This is a genomic window from Sebaldella sp. S0638, assembly GCF_024158605.1.
GTDB lineage: Bacteria > Fusobacteriota > Fusobacteriia > Fusobacteriales > Leptotrichiaceae > Sebaldella.
Genome location: NZ_JAMZGM010000055.1, coordinates 1 through 14650 on the forward strand (window position 1 = coordinate 1; position 14650 = coordinate 14650).

The 14650-nt window shown below is 31.5% G+C and carries 19 protein-coding genes; all 19 read right to left on the bottom strand.

The genetic code is table 11. The annotated features are described in order from the left end of the window. Positions 1-488 precede the first annotated feature (488 nt). Complete coding sequence (locus NK213_RS13915; RefSeq protein ID WP_253350172.1) at positions 489-1061, bottom strand: TetR/AcrR family transcriptional regulator; 573 nt, start codon at positions 1059-1061, stop codon at positions 489-491. A gap of 27 nt (positions 1062-1088) precedes the next feature. Next, complete coding sequence (locus tag NK213_RS13920; RefSeq protein ID WP_253350174.1) at positions 1089-1553, bottom strand: dihydrofolate reductase; 465 nt, start codon at positions 1551-1553, stop codon at positions 1089-1091. A gap of 19 nt (positions 1554-1572) precedes the next feature. Further along, the gene (thyA, locus tag NK213_RS13925; RefSeq protein WP_253350176.1) at positions 1573-2442 is read right to left on the bottom strand and encodes a thymidylate synthase; all 870 of its coding nucleotides are present in this window, start codon (positions 2440-2442) and stop codon (positions 1573-1575) included. A gap of 1 nt (position 2443) precedes the next feature. Continuing rightward, positions 2444-2746: a hypothetical protein gene (locus NK213_RS13930; protein WP_253350177.1), complete on the bottom strand. Its 303-nt coding sequence runs from the start codon at positions 2744-2746 to the stop codon at positions 2444-2446. 119 nt (positions 2747-2865) lie between these two features. Then, the gene (gene hydG, locus NK213_RS13935; RefSeq protein ID WP_253350179.1) at positions 2866-4284 is read right to left on the bottom strand and encodes a [FeFe] hydrogenase H-cluster radical SAM maturase HydG; all 1419 of its coding nucleotides are present in this window, start codon (positions 4282-4284) and stop codon (positions 2866-2868) included. Between the two features lie 17 nt (positions 4285-4301). After that, positions 4302-4736 (bottom strand): lytic transglycosylase domain-containing protein, encoded by a 435-nt coding sequence (locus tag NK213_RS13940; RefSeq protein WP_253350181.1) that lies wholly within the window; start codon positions 4734-4736, stop codon positions 4302-4304. Between the two features lie 62 nt (positions 4737-4798). Beyond that, positions 4799-5260: a tRNA (cytidine(34)-2'-O)-methyltransferase gene (locus tag NK213_RS13945; RefSeq protein ID WP_253350183.1), complete on the bottom strand. Its 462-nt coding sequence runs from the start codon at positions 5258-5260 to the stop codon at positions 4799-4801. Beyond that, the gene (gene ruvC / locus NK213_RS13950; protein ID WP_253350185.1) at positions 5257-5835 is read right to left on the bottom strand and encodes a crossover junction endodeoxyribonuclease RuvC; all 579 of its coding nucleotides are present in this window, start codon (positions 5833-5835) and stop codon (positions 5257-5259) included. The genes NK213_RS13945 and ruvC overlap by 4 nt, the downstream gene beginning before the upstream one ends. A gap of 127 nt (positions 5836-5962) precedes the next feature. Beyond that, positions 5963-6223: a GIY-YIG nuclease family protein gene (locus NK213_RS13955; protein WP_253350186.1), complete on the bottom strand. Its 261-nt coding sequence runs from the start codon at positions 6221-6223 to the stop codon at positions 5963-5965. Between the two features lie 29 nt (positions 6224-6252). Further along, entirely contained in the window at positions 6253-7056 is an 804-nt protein-coding gene (locus NK213_RS13960) for a GNAT family N-acetyltransferase (protein ID WP_253350188.1), read from the bottom strand. A 247-nt stretch (positions 7057-7303) separates the two neighbouring features. Next, positions 7304-7816 (bottom strand): hypothetical protein, encoded by a 513-nt coding sequence (locus NK213_RS13965; protein WP_253350190.1) that lies wholly within the window; start codon positions 7814-7816, stop codon positions 7304-7306. A gap of 78 nt (positions 7817-7894) precedes the next feature. Next, positions 7895-8380, bottom strand: a complete 486-nt coding sequence (locus NK213_RS13970; protein WP_253350192.1) for a hypothetical protein — start codon at positions 8378-8380, stop codon at positions 7895-7897. A gap of 34 nt (positions 8381-8414) precedes the next feature. Beyond that, positions 8415-8954, bottom strand: coding sequence for a hypothetical protein (locus NK213_RS13975; RefSeq protein WP_253350194.1), 540 nt, complete (start codon positions 8952-8954; stop codon positions 8415-8417). Positions 8955-9056: 102 nt separating this feature from the next. After that, positions 9057-9698 (bottom strand): hypothetical protein, encoded by a 642-nt coding sequence (locus NK213_RS13980; protein ID WP_253350196.1) that lies wholly within the window; start codon positions 9696-9698, stop codon positions 9057-9059. A 252-nt stretch (positions 9699-9950) separates the two neighbouring features. Continuing rightward, positions 9951-10454 (bottom strand): hypothetical protein, encoded by a 504-nt coding sequence (locus NK213_RS13985; protein ID WP_253350198.1) that lies wholly within the window; start codon positions 10452-10454, stop codon positions 9951-9953. A gap of 44 nt (positions 10455-10498) precedes the next feature. Beyond that, positions 10499-10975, bottom strand: coding sequence for a hypothetical protein (locus NK213_RS13990; RefSeq protein WP_253350200.1), 477 nt, complete (start codon positions 10973-10975; stop codon positions 10499-10501). A 29-nt stretch (positions 10976-11004) separates the two neighbouring features. After that, the gene (locus NK213_RS13995) at positions 11005-11505 is read right to left on the bottom strand and encodes a hypothetical protein (RefSeq protein ID WP_253350202.1); all 501 of its coding nucleotides are present in this window, start codon (positions 11503-11505) and stop codon (positions 11005-11007) included. A 16-nt stretch (positions 11506-11521) separates the two neighbouring features. Then, positions 11522-14053 (bottom strand): polymorphic toxin-type HINT domain-containing protein, encoded by a 2532-nt coding sequence (locus NK213_RS14000; RefSeq protein WP_253350209.1) that lies wholly within the window; start codon positions 14051-14053, stop codon positions 11522-11524. After that, complete coding sequence (locus tag NK213_RS14005; protein WP_253350211.1) at positions 14050-14640, bottom strand: toxin-antitoxin system YwqK family antitoxin; 591 nt, start codon at positions 14638-14640, stop codon at positions 14050-14052. The genes NK213_RS14000 and NK213_RS14005 overlap by 4 nt, the downstream gene beginning before the upstream one ends. Between the last annotated feature and the right edge of the window lie 10 nt (positions 14641-14650).

Here is a 14650-nt window from a genome sequence, read left to right on the forward strand (position 1 = left end):
TTCATAATAAAGTCCTCCTGTTTTTAGTTTATCATAAAAAGATTTTTTTATTTACAGACTTTTTATCACAGGCTCTTAAAATAGCTGGTACACTTTTCGACCGGATGAGTGGTACACTTTTCAATTGACAAATACATTATTACAAATTTCTATAAATTTACAATCTTTTACTGATAATTTTTCTTTGATCTTATATTAAATAAAATGTTATTTTGCAAGTATATCATACTTTATATTAACTTAAAAATTATTTTTTATTCTAACAGACTAATGTGAACTGTATGTGAAGTTTTAAATTACAAAGCATTACAAATATAATAAGATAATATACTCAAATATTTTATTTTACCGGATAACCATATGTAAATATCTTTTTTAATCTTAATAAAATTATAAGACTACCCCTTTTCTGTGAATACACAAAATTTATTAACAACAAAAAAAGAGGCAGATAAACTCTCCTCTATTTTTATAGTTATTTAAAAACATTAATATATAGCTGTCAGCTTCTTATCCAAAGCATCTGAAATAAATATTGTCGCTACTTCCAGTATTTTACTTTTAATCTCTTCATCAGAAGGATTTTTAATAAATTCAGTACAGACCAAAGTAGCATATCCGTGAATATAGTACCAGATTTTTAAAATTATATTCATGGTTTCATTCCTGTCAAAATGCTCAAATCTCTCGTCATCCTTACTCGTCTCAAGTATTTTCAGAACAGCTCTCTCAAAAATACTCTTAAAATCCGCATCAATTAAAAATATTGATCTATAAAGCTCTTTCTGCTCTCTTGCGAATATTACCACGCCCATTGCAGTATTAAGCATTTTCCTCTCGGTGTACATTGTTTCAAGATAATTGACCAATACTTCCTTTGCCATATTTATAACTTCTTTCTTCAAAATTGAAATATTTTCAAAATGAGCATAAATAGGTGCTGTGGATGATTTCATTTTTTTGGCTATATTTCTTGCACTTATTCCCCGAATTCCGTCATTTTTTAATAATTCAAAGGTGGTATTTATTATTTCTTCCCTGTCAAATTTTACTTTAGGCATATGATTCCCTCCTGTCTTATAAAATCATTATATTCTCTCTAATATTTTAAAATTCCAAGTTTCATAATCCTTTTCCTCAATGATCTTCCAGTCCGAAAAATTAATTTTTGGAAAAAATGCATCTGCCTCACTGTCTTCATTTTGTATAAATGAAACATACAGCTTTTGAAAACTGTCGAACATTTCATTATATATATCTGCTCCGCCAATTATAAATACTTCTTCACTGCTTTTCCCAAATAAGCTGATTACCTCATCAAGTGAATGAAAAACCTCTGCACCCTCTATTTTATCCAATGTTCTTGATAAAACTATATTTCTTCTGTTTGGAAGAGGCTTTCCTATGCTTTCAAAGGTTTTTCTTCCCATTATAACAGTTTTCCCTGTTGTTATTTTTTTAAAATTTTTCAAATCTTCCGAAATATGCCATAACAACTGATTTTTCTTTCCTATTTCATAATTCTTACCTACTGCTGCAATTGCGCTAAACATATTTCACCTCTTTTATATTTTATACTGCTACTTCAAATTTTATCAGCGGATGGCTCACATAATCCACCAGTTTTACGTCATCAAATGTAAGTTCATTAAACGGCTTATCTGCTATCTCTATTTTAGAAAGTTTCATAGGCTCTCTTTTCAGCTGTTCTCTAAGTCCTTCTATATGATTTTCATATATATGTGCATCAATAATAGTATGTGCGAATTCTCCCGGTTCATATCCGCATTCTTTTGCTATCATCATTGTAAGAAGAGAATAACATGCAAGATTAAAAGGTATTCCCAATGCTATATCCCCACTTCTTTGTGTAAGATGACAGTTCAGTTTATTCCCCAGCACATTAAACGCGAATGTGTAATGACATGGAGGCAGCTTGCTTATCGCGGCATTTCCCGGATTCCAAGCCAGTACTATTAGTCTTCTTCCGTTTTTATGGTTAGGATTTGTTTTCATCTCTTTAAGTGTATCTATTACATAACCTATCTGATCAAAAACAAGCTGTCCGTTCGACTCTCTTGTTACCCATTTACTATTTTCATCTGCGAACACTTCCCCGTCAAGATGTGTTTCAGGCACTGGATATCTTCTCCAGAATCTTCCGTATGCTGTTTCCAGCCTTCCTTCTTCATCTGCCCATGCATCCCATATCTTAGTGTCTTTTCTTAAATTCTTTATATGCTCTTCGCCGCTTAAATACCAGAAAAGTTCTTTCAGCATTGAATTAAAATACATTTTTTTCGTAGTAAGCAAAGGATATCCTTCACTTAAATCCACTCTGTAAAAATATGCAAAATTAGAAATAGTATCTACTCCGGTTCTGTTTTCTTTTTTTACCCCGTTATCCAACACATACTTAACCATATCCAAATACTGCTTCATTCTATCTCTCCTCTAATATTTTATCGTTTTCCAAAGCTTCCCTGACAAGCTTTATGTTCTCCAGAGACACTCCTTCTTCAAATACAGTAATTTCATCATTTTCAAAAATAATACCGCTTTGAAGATATTGTGTTTCACCAACGCTGAAAACATATGAATTCCTATGCACGGTCTTTTTTGCAAGAGTAATTTTCCCTGTATTATTTTTCATTATTTTTTCTATTAACGGCTTATACTTCCCATAATCTCTCATAGTTTCCTCTTTTCGCTGCTTTTGATACTCTGTTTCAAAAACTTCTGACACACCAGAATATCTGCTTTTCTCACCAGCTAATATCCGTATCAGTTGCCTCTCACGAATCTTATATACATGATCAGATGAAAAAATTCTGACATTGATTGTATCAGTTTCTTTAAATTATTTTAAAAATATAAATCTCTTTCACCGTTTTTAATTTTTTCCAATTTCTCTATTACGTCTTTTTTTACTCTCTCATCAAGCGGAGCTGTTTCCACTTCTTTTTTTATAAGCTTATAGCCAGTTTCTCTTGTTTCCTCTTCTGCATAATCTTCCAGATATTCCGCCAGTGTAAGGTATGCATTTGGTGAACAGAAATTATGAATAAATCCCGGTTTTGAAAACTCCATAAAGTGTTCTCCAGTTCTTCCAAGTCTGTAACATGCCGTACAAAATGACGGTACAAATCCGTTTTCCATGAGATCCTGCATTACTTCAAGAAGTGATCTGCTGTCTCCTATAGTAAACTGCTCCCTTGCGAGATCCTGTTCTTTCTCCTTTTTTGTATATCCCTGAAGTTCTATCTGTGTTCCCGCATCTATCTGTGAGACTCCGAGATCCATACACTCTCTTCTCATTTTCGCACTTTCCCTTGCAGTGAGAATCAATCCTGTATATGGTACTGCCAGTCTCAAAATTGCTATTATTCTTTTTAATTCATCGTCTTTTACTCTGTAGTCCTCATGTCTTACTATTCCTGTTGCCTCTGTAAGTCTTGGAAATGAAATGGTATGAGGCCCCACACCGTATCTCTCTTCAAGATGACGTACATGGCTCATTAATCCCAAAACTTCAAACTTCCAGTTATAAAGTCCGAAAAGAGCTCCGATTCCCACATCATCAATCCCTGCTTCCATTGCCCTGTCCAGACCGAAAAGTCTCCATTTGAAATTGGCTTTTTCCCCTTTTGGGTGAACACGGTTATATGTAGGTTCATGGTAAGTTTCCTGAAATATCTGATATGTTCCTATTCCTGAATCTCCTATTTTTTTGAAGTCTTCCACAGACATAGGTGCTGCATTTATATTAACTCTTCTTATTTCGCCGTTTTCACCTTTTACAGTATAAGTTTTTTTCACTGTTTTTGCTATATATTCCGCTGTATAATCAGGATGGGTACCGTAAACAAGTATAAGTCTCTTATGCCCCTGTCCTATCAGTGTATTTACTTCTGCATCAATCTGATCCAAATCAAGAGTAAGTCTGTCTATCTCGGTATTAGTTGCTTTAAAACCACAATATGTACAAAGATTCATACATTTATTCCCAAGATACAGCGGAGCAAATAATACTACCCTGTGTCCGTATACTCTTTCTTTTATCTCTTTTGCTGTTTCAAAAATTCTCTCCACTCTTTCTTTTTGTGAAGAATTCAGAAGTACTGCCACCTCTTCCAGTGTAAGTGTATCTTTTCCTAATCCGGCTTTTTCCATTACCTTGTTAAACTCTTCATCGCTTGGCATATTTTCATTTGATATGAGTTTTTCTATCAAATCTATATTAACAAAACTCTGTTCTAATACTTCGTCTTTCCATGTTTCCATTTTTTACAACACCTCTTTTATATTTTGTACTTCAGTCTGAACTTATATATCGGATATACAAAATTCAGCTTCTGTACATATTTAGTAGTTTCCTCTATCTGCCTCCACTTTTCATCTTTGAGCCTTCCAATTCCGGCATTGTAAGCTATCCATGCTTTTTCTACATTTCCGTCTGTTTTTTGCAGTAAATAGCTGAAATATGCTGTTCCCAGCATTATATTGTCTCTTGGGTTATGAAGATCATAATCCTTTACCTTTTCTCTTTTGGCTATCCATTCTGCTGTAGAAGGAAGCAGCTGCATAAGTCCCTGAGCATCTTTATGTGACATTGCACTGCTGTTAAAGCTGCTTTCTGTCTTTATAATTGCATAAATCAGTGCTTCGTCTATGCCATACTTTTCACTGGCTTCTTTCACATATTCCTCATATTTTATAGGAAAAAGCGTATCCATCAAATAGTACACACCACCTGTTAGTACCGCAATGAATAAAAGAAAAAAAATAAATTTTCGCATCATATATCCCTCATTCTAAATTCATTCTGCCTGAGTGCTTCATACAATATGACTGCTGCTGAGTTAGACAGATTCAGTGACCTTCCTTTTGGCAGCATTGGTATCGTAATGCAGTTCTCTTTATTTTCCAGAAGAATTTCCTCAGGTACACCTCTTGATTCCGGACCAAACACTATGTAGTCGTCTTCTCCGTAAACAGGATCCGTATATCTCTGTCTGGTTTTTGTCGTGGCAAAATAAAATTTCGCATTTTTGTTGCTTTCCATTAATTCAGTGAGACTATCCCAGACAGTAAGCTTTACATCTTTCCAGTAGTCCAGTCCCGCCCGTCTTATTTGCTTTTCGTCAAGTGAAAAACCAAGCGGCTTTATTAAATGCAGCCCGGTTCCGGTCAATACACATGTCCGTGCAATATTCCCCGTATTATAAGGGATTTCCGGATTTAATAATACTATGTTCATTTTTTCAGCCCCATTAGTTTTTTATATTCAGAAACGCTTATTTTGTTACCATCAAGTTTCCCAAGTTTTTTTGATAAATTATCTCCTCTGGAAAAACTTCCGAAACCAGCTTTGGAGTTTATATGAGTAATGGCGATAGCCAAAGCATCAGCAGCATCGTCAGGTTTTGGTATTTCATCAAGACCGAGAATTACCTTTACCATCTCCTGTATCTGTTTTTTGTCAGCTCTTCCATAGCCTGCTATTCCCATTTTCACCTGCAAAGGTGTATAACTATACAAATCAAGACTGTTCTTCTGACCGCAAAGAGTAATTACTCCTCTTGCCTGCCCTACTTTTATTACCGTTTTCTGGTTTTTGAAAAAGTAGAGTTCTTCCACGGCCATATCCTGAGGTTTCCAGATTTTTACAAGCCCGTCCAGCCCGTCATATATTTTTTCCAGTCTTACAGGCATATCCTCATCTTTATCTGTATAAATACAGCCGTAATCCAGTACCCTGTATTTACTTTTTTCATATTCGATTACCGAGTAGCCTACTATTGCTGTTCCGGGATCGACACCTAATACTATCATCTCTCTCCTTTAATTTGTATATCTACTTATTAGATAAATTGTATCATAAATACTCTATTTTTTCAATTTAAAAACCGCATGTTATTTTATCTGTACAGTCAGTAAAACTTTACCTGATAACAGCTTTTTATTCTCCTGAAAATGCCTTTTTAGATTTTATCAGCTTTTCTTTCTGAACTCTTGTAAGCCGCTTTATTGCGTACTCTCTTTTCATAGCTTCAGATTTATCTTCATATTCTTCAAAATATACTATTTCCACAGGAATTCTGTTTCTGGTGTATTTGGCACCTTTTCCCGCATTATGTGCAAAAAGGCGTTTTTCCAGATCGTTTGTATACCCTGTATAGTAAGTTTTATCAGAACATTTTACTATATATACATAATGCATTTTTTCTCCTTAGTTTCTCTTTTACAACTTTATAAAAAATCCCTGTTTTCGTAAATATCTATATTACAAACCTCATCAAAACCCATTTTCCTGTAGATTCCCGCTCCGTCGGAAGAAGCTTGTAGAATACAGTATTCTGTTCCGTTTTTCTTTGCTTCTGTCATTAAATAAGCAAACATGGCAGAGCCTAATCCTTTTTTTCTATAGCTTTCTTTTACGGCGACATCGTAAATTCCTGTACTTTCGGCTGTTTTGTATACAGTTCCGCAGGAAACAGGTTCTTTATTATAGTAACCTACATAGAAAATCATTTCAGAACCACTGTATATTTTTGCTTTTTTCAACACATCGTATTGTTCATTTACATAATGCGCTTCCTCTGTGGCACCGAATATTGAACTTATCACTTCTGAAAAATCTTCCATTTCTCTGTCTGATGTGACTTTTTTTATTATGAAATGTTCAAGTTCCTGATATTTTTCCGGAATTTTTTCAGTGTTTATATACATGCCGGTTTCTTTTTCTGAAAGTCCGAAACCATTTTCTGCCATATTTTCTTCTGAAGCAGAATTATCGTCCCATATCCAGACTGCTGCGGGATATGATTTTTTATTAAAATAATCTGCGTTCTCTTTCAGAATGTTTTCTTTTTTTGAAGACTTGCCGTTTTTTATCACACATATATTAAAGGTATCAGAAGGCAGCATAGAATCCACTCTGATAAATTCTTCATTTTCAGTTATTTTTATTTTATTGTTGTATTTTGAAAAATATGAGATTTTTGATATAAAATTCTCTTGTATAATTTTAGAGATTTCGTTGTTTGTTTTCATTTTCTAACCTCTTTAGCTTGTGATTATTTTCTTAATAGAATCCTATCATAATTTTTTCATTATTTCAATTTTTTTGACTTCTATCAGGCTTTGGGTTATTATGTGATATTTATGATTTTCTTTCAATTTATCAGTTAAATATCTAATTTTCTATTGTTAACTATGGTAACTTAAAAAGATGACATTTTCATGCCATCCCTCTTGTATTTCATAATTATTAAAAAAACTATATATTAATCTCTAGATATTACTTATATTTATTGGTTTTACATTCCAAAATCATTACACCAATATCTTTTGGTTCTGCATTTTTAAAAAATTCATACCAACCACTTAAAGAAAATATACTCCCATTTCGAACCATCAATCCTCCATCTCTATACAATATATCTCCTCCTCTTTCCAATATTCTTATTAGAGGATCATAAATTTCTAAATATTTTGAATATTCAGGCTTTTCATCTGAATACTTTGCTAATTCTAGATAGCATGAAATCATATTTCTCATCATGTGTGAATATTTTAAATTTTCAACAACTTCCATTTCTAATATTAACTTTAGATCTATTTCACACTCTTTACCAGGATTTACTGCATTAAAATAAAGTGATCCAAATGGAGTAATTCCTTTCTCATCATAAAATTCAGCTAACCTTCTTAAATATTCATATACTAATAAATTATCTTCTTTAGTTCCTAATTTCATAAAATTATTCCAATTAACATTATTTATTCTATTTATTGCATTTTTAAAATTCATTTTTCCCCTTCCTTACTCTTCATGTATATAAAAAGTATAGGCTTCCAATTTTATAATAACAACAAGAATGTAAATTTCCTATAGTTTATCTATATCTATTGGTTCAACATATAAATAACGTTCATACCATCCACCTAAAGGATGTAGTGAAACATTTGGAATCATTATTCCTCTCTCTTTATATAAAAATACTGTTCCTTTTTCAAGAAGTCTTATTAATGGTTCATATATATTTAAATATTGAGTTACCTCACTATTTTTATCCGCTAATTTAGATAATTGTACATAATACGTAATTATATATTTAACCAATAATATTTTGTCTAATTTTTCTAATATTGTATCATTCAAATATTTTGATAAATCCACTTCTTTATCATAACCTAATTCTTTCGCTATATTAAAACATACTGCATTCTTATTTTCTATCTTTTTTTCTTTTATAAAATTGGCTAATCTTCTTAAATATTCATCTATAAATCTGTAATCTCCATTTTTTGATTGGAAATCCAGAGATTCCCAATCTATATTTTCTATTCTATTTATCGATTTTTCTGAATACATTTCACCAACTCATTTTATTTTAATTTATAAAAATTCAAATATTGCTTATGTCTATTGGTTCTTTTTCTAAAAATTTTTCATACCAGCCATGTAATGGAAAAAGTCCATAATTCTGCACCATTATTCCACCATCTTTGTATCGATATCCTCCACCTCTTTCCAATACTCTAATCAACGGATCATAAATTTCTAAATATTCTGTATAACCTGGGTTTTCATCTATAAATTTTGATAATTTTATATATCCTTTTATTGTATATTCTGCCATACGACTTGTTAATAAATTTTCTACTATTTTTTCTTCAAAGAATTCAGATAAGCTTATATCAGTCAACTCTCTATCAAATTCAAACCCTAGTGATCTTACCACATCAACATAAAATGGTGCCAGTGGTTTTGTCGGATTTTCTTTATAGAACTTTGCCAATTTTCTTAAATACTCATATACTAAATCTCCATCAAATCTATCGCCAAGTTTCCCATAATTATTCCAATTAATATTATTTATTCTATTTAATGACTTTTCTATACGCATCAATCTTATCTCTAAATTTTCAAATTCACTATTTAGCATCTTGTACACCTTTTTCTCTAAGTAACTTAGATATTTCAAATACTTGATTGACATTTCGTCTATAATGCCCTGAAATATTTGACTAAATTTAAAATATTCTATTTATTCAAATCTTCCAATTTTATTTTCTAAAATTTCAAATCCATTTAATAAAACATCAAAATGTGCTTCTTCAAAATTCTTATATTTTCCTGTCCTTACAACTTCTTCAAATTTATCATGTTTGTCATAAAAATAGCCAATTGCATACTGATACATAGCGTCAGTCCAATAAGAATAAGGATAAATTGCCTCCGAATTTATTTTTTTAAATTCTTCTATAATCTCTCTCGCACACATATATGATTCTAATGGATCATCTTCAACTTTTTCATATGTATTAGCTATCTTTGCTGAAATTGTTTCAAATAAAGAATATTCAAATATTGTTGAATTACAATAACTATTTTCAAAAATATTTTCTTGTCCAAGAAAAAAATAAAATACTTGATTTTGTACTTCATTTAAACAAAGGTCACCAGCATAAGTCTTTCCAATCTTTATAAACTTTTTGTCATTATAGTCTTTTACTTCAAAGGTTTCCATAAATTCCATCGAACCATAATTAAATTTTAAAAGCCCAACTTTTAAAAGAAAACTTTTTGTTTCAGTGTTCAAAGAATATTTTTCTAATTCCTCTGAAGAATATCTATAAAATTCATCATTCCAAAATTCCTTTATAAAATTAAAATCCATTTTTTCCATCACTTCTCAGTTTCTTTCTGAATATTTAACTTTTTACCCAACAATTTTTTTCATCTCTCTCTTACCTATTTTCTTTCAAATAGACTCTTTATTTATTTTATTTTTCTTTTGTTTGTTCTATTTTTAAAATACTATTAATTATAACTAACATTATACTTAATTTTTATAATTTTTCAATATTTTTACCATGAACTAAAATTTGATTTCTCTATATACATTCCATCAGCTCATTCTATTTCAATTTATAAAAATTCAGATATCACTTATATCTATAGGCTCTTTTCCTAAGAATTTTTCATACCAGCCATACAATGGAAAAAGTCCGGAATTTTGAACCATTATTCCACTATCTTTATACTGAAATCTCCCACCTCTTTCCAATATTCTGATTAATGGATCATATATTTCTAAATATCTTGTATAACAAGGATTTTCATCTAGAAATTTTGATAATTTCAAATATCCTTTTACTATTTCCAACATCATAAGGGTTACTGATAAATTCTTGATTGTTTTTTCTTCTAGAAATTCTGATAAATTCATATCAAATAATTCTTCTCCAAATTTATATCCTAATACCTTTACAACATCAAGATAAAATGGAGGATAAGGTTTTATTAAACTTTTCTCATAAAACTTGGCAGTTCTTCTTAGATATTCGTATACTAAATCACTATCTGATCTATCGCCAAGTTTCCCAAAATTATTCCAATTAATATTATTTATTCTATTTAATGACTTTTCTATACGTATCATCCTACCTCTAAATTTTCAAATTCACTATCCACAATTTAATTTTTTTAAAGTCCTCCAATATCTATAGGCTCTACATCTAAAAATTCTTCATACCAATTACTCAAAGGAAAAAAACCAGCATTATAGACTGACAGCCCTCCTTCTTTAAAAGCAAAATATCCACCTCTTTCTAAAATTCTGATGAGTGGTTCGTAGATTTCTAGATATTTAACAACTTTATTATTTATATCTGCAAATTCTGCTAGTTCTAAATATGAGATTACTATATTTTTTATCATAACAGTTTTTTCTAATTCCTCCACTGCTTCTTTTGAACATAACTCAGATAGTTCTATTTTTTGATTATAACCTAATAAATCAGCCACATTAAGATATATGGGCGGAACTGGTTTAATAAAATTTTCTTTATAAAATTTTGCTGTTCTTCTCAGATATTCAAAAATTAACTTTCCATCCTCAACGTTACCTAATTTACCAAAATTACTCCAATTAATATTATTTATTCTGTTCATTGCTTTCATTTTATTATCCCATCTGATATTTTAAAAATTCAAATATTGCTTATATCTATTGGTTTTGCATTTCTGAAATCATTACACCAATTACTCAAAGGAAAAAAACCAGAATTTTGTACAATTATTCCACGTTCTTTATATTGAAATTCTCCGCCTCTTTCCAATACTCTAATCAACGGATCATAAATTTCTAAATATTCTGTATAATCTGAGTTTTCATCTATAAATTTTGATAATTTTATATATCCTTTTATTGTATATTCTGCCATACGACTCGTTAATAAATTTTCTACTATTCTTTCTTCAAAGAATTCGGATAAGCTTATATCAGTCAATTCTCTATCAAATTCATACCCTAGTGATCTTACTACATCAACATAAAATGGTGCCAGTGGTTTTGTCGGATTTTCTTTATAGAACTTTGCCAATTTTCTTAAATACTCATACACTAAATCTCCATCAAATCTATCTCCAAGTTTACCATAATTATTCCAATCAATGTCATTTATTCTTTTCATTGCTTTTTCTATATACATCTTTTCTCACCTTTCATTAATAATTATTTTTATCTTTATCAAAATATTTACTCCAATCATCAAATAAATCTACACCTTCTAAGTCCAGTGTTTTGGGCTGTGGTGCAGTTAAATTTGCTTTATTATGGGCATTTTTTACAGGATCATCTAAAAACTCCTTTTTTTCAATTGAATAAGTACTTATATCTCTTAGTGGTAATCCAGCATCCATATACGATTTTTCTGTCAACTCATGATCTGCTAACTGCCTAAACCAATTCATTTCTACATCATTTAATTCCATTATTTGAGCTTTTTTCCAAATGTGTGCAATTTCTGGATCTGCCTGAAAATATAATTCTTTATATGGCGCTCCTTTATGTGATAGATTATGAGTATCTAAAAATAAATGTTTTTTCATATCTATAACTTCCTTTTGACTTAATCCTGTATTTTTAGCTACTATTTCTCCATCATCCAACCCAACTTTTCTTATATCAATATACTCCCTTTCCAAAAATGCTTCGTATCCATCCTCTGGCGGAATTATATGCTTCCTCTTTTCATCAGTATAAGGAATAAAATTTTTAGTTTTATTATGCACCAAAACAAAACTATCCCCAACAAAATAATTATGATTCCCATCAACCTCAATATTATATACCTTTATTTTTTCTTTCAATTTTTTTACCACTATTTTAACTATACTTATTTTATCACAACTATTTGTCATTAACAACATACCTTCTTTTAGTTCCCCAGCATTAATATATTTCCCATTCACATAAAAAGGATGTTCCTCTGTTGTTGTTATAACAGTATCGTTTCCCAAATAAATATCCAAAACCTCATCAACATCATGAATAAACGTCTGTAATACTTTTCTTTCTTCACTCTGCCCTATTCCCTCATTATAAGAATAAACATAATCCCCAGCCCGTATCTCTTCAATTGCTTTTACCACTTTCCCCCATATCAACGTTCCAGCTATAAAACATGCTGTTGCCTTTTGATTTACATTCCCGTCACCTACAGCTTTACTGTTTACCCCTGCTCCTGTCTTCACCTTCCCTTTTTTCACTTCCACAGGCTCATTTCCAAAGGCACTGTTCCTCATTTTCACCACAGAATCCGGTGCAGGTATTTTCATAGCCCGTCCCATATAAGCTCCCTCAGCTATATTAGTCAAAGCATCAAAAGCCATCTTTTCCTTACTCCACTGCTCCACATCTTTTATATTGGTATACTTCTGATTATAAGCTTCCGGCCCCATTCTTTCATATAAAAATATCATCTGCTCTTTTTGAACTGCCGTATTTATATGAGACGGTTTAGCAGTTATTCCCTTATCAGCTAGCGCTTTCATAAATATTGCATTTTCACGCCTGTTAAGTTCTCCATAAGGATCATAAACACGCCAGTTCATATTTCCACTTGTACCGCTTACTTTTTCTATGTAAACATTCCCCTCTATTCCGGGAATTTTTACATGCCCATTCGAAAGATCTATATTTTTACTAAAATCATTGATTTTTCCGCCCCACTCCTCACGTTTCCTGTCTGCTTCCCCTTCAAATTGATTATAACCGGAAACTATCCTATCAGAGTTTTCCTTTGATATATAATAAGTGTCAGGGTTATTTCCCATATATGAAGGTGTTCCTTTTATTTTCGTTGTTGTCGCCCCTGCTGTACTGTAATAATCTTCTATATACTGATCCTGAGAAACCTTCACAAATACTCCGCTTTCATTCAAGCCATTTATATTACCATTAATTCCCGGATAAATCTGCTCCATAGAATGAGAACCTGATACACTTGGCGGTGCCTTTAGTTCTAAATCAATATACTTCATGTCAGGATTATCCGGCAATGATTTTAATTCCAGTTTTTCTACAGCTACCTCTTTACCATTATATTTTGACAATACTTCACTCGCTTTTGCCAGTTTTTCAGCTTCTGTCATATTACTGTTTATTATATCTTCCAACTCCTGTTTTAATTTACCGTTTCTTTCCGCTTGAACAGTCTGCCCTGTATCAAATACTTCTATTATCCCTTTTTCTTCACAAAGACCTTTTGATTTTTTTATCAAAGCATTATGAGAATGTATATGCTTTTCAGGATGATACTCTACCCATTTTGCTACACGCGGCATACATAGTCCTGAACTTGCAAACTTACATGATTCAAACATTGGAATATTTATTAACGGCAGCTTATCCATTACTGTTGCTGCCAGCTGCCCTGTTATCCTTACATTAAACTGACTCATCACTGTTAACTCTACTTTTTGCCCCGGACAACCTGTACAAGTCAACTTTGCTCCATTTACTACATATTCAAACGATGAAACCATCCCCAGACTTAATGCCTTTGCTTCTGACTCTGTAAGCTTTATACTGTCCAAACCCTTTTTCCCGTTTTCAAATTCCATTGCTTCATAAGAACTTCTATTTCCGCTGTAACTGAAGTCTTTTACACTTCCATCTGCATTTTTATATCTCATTACTTTTTGATTATTTCTGCGAACCCCTGTATCTTTATCACTTACATTTGTACTGCTCATAATATCTTTTCTACCTCCACCCCATTTACATATCTAAGTTTCTCCACTTCCCTTTTATTATAATCATAAGATATTTCATCCCCGTTCTTCAAACCATCCCTCATAAAACATGTTCTTCTTACAGTTCCGGATTTATCATATTCTACACATATCCCATTTAATTTTCCGTGCATTACAGGACACTTTTTCAAAAGATAACCGTCCTCTGTATACTCTTTCCATACTCCGTCTGTCTGTATATCAAAAACATAATGATTTTCATATTTAAGATTTCCGTTAAAATAGTAGTTATACCACATCCCGTGCTTCTTATCCTGTTTCATCATACCGATTTCTTTTATATTCCCGTTTGGATAAAACAATACAAACATTCCATTCAATTCACCATATTCATATGTTTCTATCATCTCAGTATTTCCCTTATCATCAAAATAATACCATTCTCCGCTGCAAACTCCGTCTTCCAAAAAACCTGTGATTTTTACTTCTTTATTTTTATCTGATAATATCTCTATCTTTCCCGTGTATTTTTCCCCGTCTTTAAAATAATAACTTTTTCCCATAAATTTATTTGCTTCTAATCCCATATATCCCTCC